This window comes from Roseiconus nitratireducens, assembly GCF_008629675.1.
Taxonomy (GTDB): Bacteria; Planctomycetota; Planctomycetia; order Pirellulales; family Pirellulaceae; genus Stieleria; species Stieleria nitratireducens.
This window is the reverse complement of sequence record NZ_VWOX01000005.1, coordinates 507,095-513,832: the sequence shown is the minus strand read 5'-3', so window position 1 is coordinate 513,832 and position 6,738 is coordinate 507,095. Positions and strand designations below refer to the sequence as shown.

The window sequence follows — 6,738 nt, the reverse complement described above, 5'->3', positions numbered from 1 at the left end:
GGACAACGATCTAAAATAAGTGCCATTCGGCTAGCGCCACGCGGCTCACCCAAAGTGGCGCTGTCCACCTAGGCTGTTTGCGGGACGACAGGAGATTCGTCGCGACCAACTCAGTACCGGTGAGAAGACAACGCCGCCCGGGCTTCTCGAAGTGCACAACGGGGTGCCTGTCGGCGTCGGTCGCTGCCGCCCATCCGAACATCCGCGGCGTGTCGGATAAGATTTGGAGGCACGAGCCGGCGGGGTTCGCGCGCAGGCGGGATAGCTGGCAAAAAAAAAGCCCTTTGCATGTTGTCATGCAAAGGGCTTTATAAAAAATGGCGATACCTACTTTCACGCTGGTGGGCACTATCATCGGCTCGGAAAGCTTGACTTCTGTGTTCGGGATGGAAACAGGTAGGACCTTTCCGATATGGTCGCCAAAAAGACCGTGCGAGGGATGTTTCACCCAGCACACGGCCGGTTGTCTGGTAATCAGCAGTTCTTTGGATCAGCGTCGATCGTAGCAACGCATGACAGGATCATGAGTGCGGGATATCGATGGCCAACCCTTCGCCCGTTAGTACTGGTAAGCTGAACACGTTACCGTGCTTACACATCCAGCCTATCAACCTGGTCGTCTTCCAGGGGGCTTTCGACAGTTGTCTACGAATCCTAATCTTGGGGAGGGCTTCACGCTTAGATGCTTTCAGCGTTTATCCTTTCCGAAGTTAGCTATCCAGCCGTGCCGCTAGCGCGACAACTGGTACACCAGAGCTTCGTCCAACTAAATCCTCTCGTACTAAAGTTGAATCCCCTCAAGATTCGAACGCCCACGGCAGATAGGGACCGACCTGTCTCACGACGGTCTGAACCCAGCTCACGTACCACTTTCATTGGCGAACAGCCAAACCCTTGGGAGCTTCTACACCCCCAGGATGTGATGAGCCGACATCGAGGTGCCAAACCGCATCGCCGCTGTGGACGCTCGGATGCGATAAGCCTGTTATCCCCGGAGTACCTTTTATCTGATGAGCGATAACCCTTCCATTCGGGATTACCGGATCACTAAGGCCAACTTTCGTTCCTGCTCGACTTATGGGTCTCGCAGTCAAGCACACTTCTACCTTTACGCTCTTCGCCTGATTGCCGACCAGGCTGAGTGTACCTTTGCACTCCTCCGTTACTCTTTGGGAGGAGACCGCCCCAGTCAAACTGCCCGACTGACACTGTCCTTTGCCTGGATTCACAGGATCAAAGTTAGAATTAAAATATGACCAGGCTGGTATTTCAACAACGGCTCCTCCGACACTGGCGTGCCGGTCTCAAAGCCTCCCAGCTATCCTACACAGAACATATCTCAACCCAATATCAGCCTACAGTAAAGGTTCACGGGGTCTTTCCGTCTAACCGCGGGTACGTGGCATCTTCACCACGACTACAATTTCACCGGGTCGGTGGTTGAGACAGTGCTGAAATCGTTACGCCTTTCATGCAGGTCGGAACTTACCCGACAAGGAACTTCGCTACCTTAGGACCCTCATAGTTAGGGCCGCCGTTTACTGGGGCTTCGGTCGCGTGCTTCGTATAAACTAACACTCTTCCTTAACCTACCAGCACCGGGCAGGCGTCAGTCTCTATACATCCACTTGCGTGTTAGCAGAGACCTGTGTTTTTGATAAACAGTCGTTACAGCCGATTTTCTGTGGCCTCCAACAGCGTGAACCGCCGGAGGCGCCCCTTATCGCGAACTTACGGGGCCATTTTGCAGAGTTCCTTAACCACCGTTCTCCCGAGCGCCTTAGAATACTCATCTCGCCTACCTGTGTCAGTTTTAGTACGGTCAGTTGCTTAACCTAGCAGCTTTTCTTGGACGTCCTTCCAATGACTTCGAGAACTTAAGTGCTCTCGAGCTATGCCTTGGATTATTCGGGTCATTTAACCCCCGACTCCTTGGCGTTCGCTACGGACATTTCTATTCGTACCGCTCACTTTCTGGACGCCGTCCCTGCATCGAATACACAACCGGCGCAGGAATGTTGACCTGCTGTCCATCGTCTACGCCTTTCGGCCTCGACTAAGGTACCGGCTAACCCTGGGCGGATTTACCTTCCCCAGGAAACCTTAGGCTTTCGGCGAACAGGATTCTCACCTGTTTTATCGTTACTCATTCCGGCATAATCACTCGATGACCCCGACACCACTCGTTACCGTATGGCTCGTATCTGGTCATCGACGCTCTCCTACCGCTCTAGCAAGCTAGAGCCCGCTGCTTCGGTGTAGTACTTACTCCCGTTCATTATCGGCGCAGAAATGCTCGACTGGTAAGCTGTTACGCACTTTTTAAATGGTGGCTGCTTCTAAGCCAACATCCCAGCTGTCACGGCACTTCAACTTCCTTAGTGACTGAGTACTACTTAGGGACCTTAGCAGGCGATCTGGGTTGTTTCCCTCTCGACCCTGGAGCTTATCCCCCAGGGACTGACTGCCGAGATAGTTTTACCGGTATTCGGAGTTTGGTTCGGTGAGGTACCCCGGGAAGGGCCCCCATCCGATTCAGTCTCTCTACCCCCGGTAAATAGTGGCTCGACGCTATCCCTCAAGATATTTCGGAGAGAACGAGCTATCTGCTGGTTTGATTACACTTTCAGTCCTCCCCACAGGTCATCCCCTCAGTTTTCAACCTAAGTGGGTTCGGTCCTCCACGCAGTTTAACCCACGCTTCAACCTGCCCATGGGTAGATCACACAGCTTTCGCGTCTGCAGCATACGACAATTTCGCCCTATTCAGACTCGGTTTCCCTTGGGCTTCGCTCCGAAGGAGCTTAACCAAGCCGCATACCACAACTCGCCGGATCATTATGCAAAAGGCACGCCGTCACCCGTTCAAATCGGGCTCCGACCGCTTGTAGGCACATGGTTTCAGGTTCACTGTCCTCCCCTTGCAGGGGTTCTTCTCACCATTCACTCACGCTACTGGTCTACTATCGGTCGTTGAGGAGTATTTAGCCTTGCGGGATGGTCCCCGCGGATTCAGTCCAGGTTTCACGTGACTGGACCTACTCAGGTGCTCCTACGGTGTGTGCTTATTTTCGTGTACGGGACTGTCACCCTCTGTGGCGGAACTTTCCTGAACCTTCCACTAACAACACACAATCCGATGTTGGAGTCCTACAACCCCGAGAGGGAAACCCTCTCGGTTTGGGCTATTCCGATTTCGCTCGCCGCTACTGACGGAATCGATTTTTCTTTCTCTTCCTCTGGTTACTTAGATGTTTCAGTTCACCAGGTTGGATTGGGAATCCCGGGATCATCGCTTGTTTGTCAACTCCCCCAGGCATTTCGCAGACTTCCACGCCCACACTCTCAACGCCAAGGCATCCCCCATGTGCCCTTGGTAGATTGGCCAACGAAATCCCGAACTCAACGCCTTCAACTGCCGCTGCCGAAGCAACGCCAAACCGAAGGGCCAAGGTCGCGATGCCGTTGTGGCTAATCACCATAACGATATCACATGGCTGGGTTGAACGACCGCTTGCACGGTTCGCTCAATCAGCACTTGCACAGAATCCTGTCAGATTTGCTTCTACTGCCAACTGCAAGCCCGAAGGCCCACCGCTGGCAAACGCTAATTCCGAAGAACTTTGTAGTCGCCAACCGATCCGCCGGAATCGCTCCCGACTTCTCAATTGGCAGATTACTGATGCCAATTACCAAACAACCAAATTGTCAAAAATCAGTTCCTCAAGTCCCGCTCTTGTCGAGCTTCGCTGAGGGACGCTGATGAACAGCCGTCCGACGCAGCCTTGTGCGGCGGGCGGTCGCTCACGAGCGAGGCGGGAAGATAGAGGCGTCTCAGCGAGCCGTCAACCGATCTTCACGAGAAAACCAAAGAAACTTTTTCGGTGGTTCCCGCCGCGGCCTTCCGCGGGTTTTCGCCGCGGTTTCCCGTGGCGAGGGAGCGGAAAGATACAGGCTTCTCCGTGAGGGTCAACCGGTATCGGCCGGGTTTTCCAAAATTACTTTGGCGGGCCCGGTCCGCCCGGTACAGCATTTGCCTAAGGCATCTGCCAACCGGGCTTTCCCCCGTTTCCGAAGTGGAGGTAGACGGACTTGAACCGACGACCTCCTGCGTGCAAAGCAGGCGCTCTCCCAACTGAGCTATACCCCCTTCGGAGTGCATCACTCGGATGCGTTTGCCCGGCCGGCGGATGCCGATCCAGGCGTTGCAGCCGCTTCCCGAGGAAGCGGCATGGGCGTGCCAGAACTCGAATCTGGGACCTCGTCGTTATCAGCGACGCGCTCTAACCAACTGAGCTACACGCCCGTGTCATCCAGCTCTCGCGGGTGGTTTTTCGGTCCAGAATTCAATCGGACCCGGGAAAAACGCCCAGAGCTTGGACTGTCCCACACGGCAAGTTCCGGCAGGCGAGCGAGAAGTGTACGCAAACGAGTTGGCCTGTCAAAGGCACATTGGCCAAGTCTTCGCAAAAACCTCTCGGGATCCTTTTGCCGCTTCTCTCGCGATCGTTTCCGCCCGCGTGGACCAGTTTTTTCGGCACAAAGCCCCATCCACTTAAATCGACATTCCGCTCCGCCGCCAGGTTCAGGCAAAATAGCGTCGTCAATCCATCGATTCGGACGCCGCAGCGGAACTCCCGGACCGGCCCCACGGCTCGCCCCCGACCCTTTCCGCCGCGTCCTTATTCCTTCCACCTTGGACACTTTCCACGATGACGGATCGCTTTCTTTCCTCGCTCTCGGCCCACGCCGCCCCTCTCCGCCACCGCTCCTCCGCCCGGGGCCCGCTGCGAATGCTGGCCGCCGGGGCCCTGGCCCTGGCGGCCCCGTTGGCCGGCACCTCCGCCCACGCCAAAACCCCGTCGCCCGCCGCCGCGCTGTCGCTCAAGCCGGTCCAGCAGGACGCCACCTACGAGACCGTCCCGGAGGAGTTGGTCGACAAGTGCACCGTCGCCGACATCGAACGCGCCGGAATGAATGGCTGGGAAGTGACCGGTCCCGACGGCGTCCTGCTCCGCCGCTTTGCCGACACCAACGGTGACAAACGCATCGACCTGTGGAGCTACTTCAACTACGGCGTGGAGGCTTACCGGGATGTTGACTCGGATTTCAACGGCAAGGCCGACCAGTATCGCTGGCTGGGCAACGCCGGAACCCGCTGGGGAATCGACCAGAACGAGGACGGCCGGATCGATCAATGGAAACGGATTTCGCCCGAGGAGGTTTCCGCGGAAGTCGTCGCCGCGGTGCGGGAAGGCGACACTCGCCGCTTCGTGACGCTGTTGGCGACGCCCGATGAGCTCCGCTCGCTGGAGCTCGGGAAGGCCAAAACAGAGGAGCTTGCCGTGAAAACCAAACGCGCCGCATCCGAATTCGCCGACCTGGCCCAGCGGCAGACCGCCGTCAGCCCGCGTGCGAGCTGGGTCCAGTTCGCCGCGCCCAAACCCGGCCTGGTGCCCGAAGGCACCGACGGCTCCGGCCGCGACGTGGTGGTCTACGAAAACGTCGTGGCAATGTTCGAGGACGAGGGGCAAAGTGGACAGCTGATGGTCGGCACCCTGGTGCAAGTCGGCGACGCCTGGCGGATGATCGATCTGCCAGGCATCAGCAACGATGGAACTGCGATGGCCCAGTCGACCGGGGTGTTCTTCACCTCTGGATCCGCTTCCATGAACGCGCTGGGAGGAAACGTCTCGGACGAACTGCAGACCCTGGTCACACAGTTGGAATCGATCGACAAGCAGCTGGCCGCCGGGAATGACAGCCAGGCTGCGAAGCTGCACGCTGCCCGGGCCGACGTGGTGGAAAAGCTGATCGAGGGGTCGCAAACTGCCGAAGATCGGGCCACCTGGACCCGCCAGCTGATCGATACCGTCAGCGTCGCCGTGCAAAGCCGCGCCTACCCGGACGGCCTGTCACGACTCAAACGCGTCGCCGGACAGTTTGCCGCCGACGATGCCGCCATGGCCGCCTACGCCGACTACCAGACCATCCAGGCCGAGTACGTCGTCCGTCAAACGCCGGATGCCGATTTCGAAAAGGTGCAGAACTGGTACCTGGATTCGCTGGCGGAATTCGTGGACCGTCACCCGGGCACCATTCAGGCCGCGCAGGCGATGTTGCAACTCGCTCTGAGCAAGGAATTTGAAGACAATGAAGACGAAGCGTTGGCCTACTACAAGAAAGTGCGCGACGGCTTCAAAGGCACCGAGCCCGGCGAGAAGGCCGCCGGAGCCGTCCGCCGCTTGGAGTCGGTCGGGCGCCGGATCGAATTGGAAGGCACGACGATCGAAGGAAAGTCGTTTCAGCTTTCTCAGCTTCGCGGCCGACCGGTGATCGTGCACTACTGGGCCACCTGGTGCGAACCCTGCAAACAGGACATGAAGTTGCTCAGTCGCCTGCAGGCACGTTACGGCCGCGCCGGATTGCAGCTGGTCGGCGTCAACGTCGACGCGCGCCGGGCCGACGCCGAAGCCTACTTGCAACAGAACCGCTTGCCCTGGGTCCAGCTGTTTGAAGAAGGCGGCTTGGAATCAAGCCCGCTCTCGAAGGCCTTCGGCGTGCAAACCTTGCCGACGATGATGTTGATCGATCGCGAAGGCAAAGTTGTCCGCCACAACATCCGCAAGGAAGAGTTGGATGCGGAATTGGACGAGCTGTTGAGTGCCAAGTAGTTGGTGATCAAATAGCGGGTTGGCCTGTTCCAGTTTGAGGGTCGACGGTCGCCAACGAAAAACA

At 57.5% G+C, this 6,738-nt stretch carries 1 protein-coding gene, 2 tRNA genes and 2 rRNA genes; 1 reads left to right on the top strand and 4 read right to left on the bottom strand.

Features of this window, described 5'->3' with window-relative positions:
* Positions 1-315: 315 nt before the first annotated feature.
* The 4 genes from rrf to FYK55_RS12005 form a co-directional block, all read right to left on the bottom strand.
* Positions 316-424 (bottom strand): 5S ribosomal RNA (gene rrf, locus FYK55_RS12020).
* Between the two features lie 116 nt (positions 425-540).
* Positions 541-3,387: ribosomal RNA gene (locus FYK55_RS12015) — 23S ribosomal RNA — on the bottom strand.
* A gap of 690 nt (positions 3,388-4,077) precedes the next feature.
* Positions 4,078-4,150 (bottom strand) — tRNA-Ala (locus FYK55_RS12010).
* An 82-nt stretch (positions 4,151-4,232) separates the two neighbouring features.
* Positions 4,233-4,306 (bottom strand) — tRNA-Ile (locus tag FYK55_RS12005).
* 406 nt (positions 4,307-4,712) lie between these two features.
* Between FYK55_RS12005 and FYK55_RS12000 the strand changes: the two genes are divergently transcribed.
* Positions 4,713-6,674, top strand: coding sequence for a TlpA disulfide reductase family protein (locus FYK55_RS12000; RefSeq protein WP_150076630.1), 1,962 nt, complete (start codon positions 4,713-4,715; stop codon positions 6,672-6,674).
* Positions 6,675-6,738 lie beyond the last annotated feature (64 nt).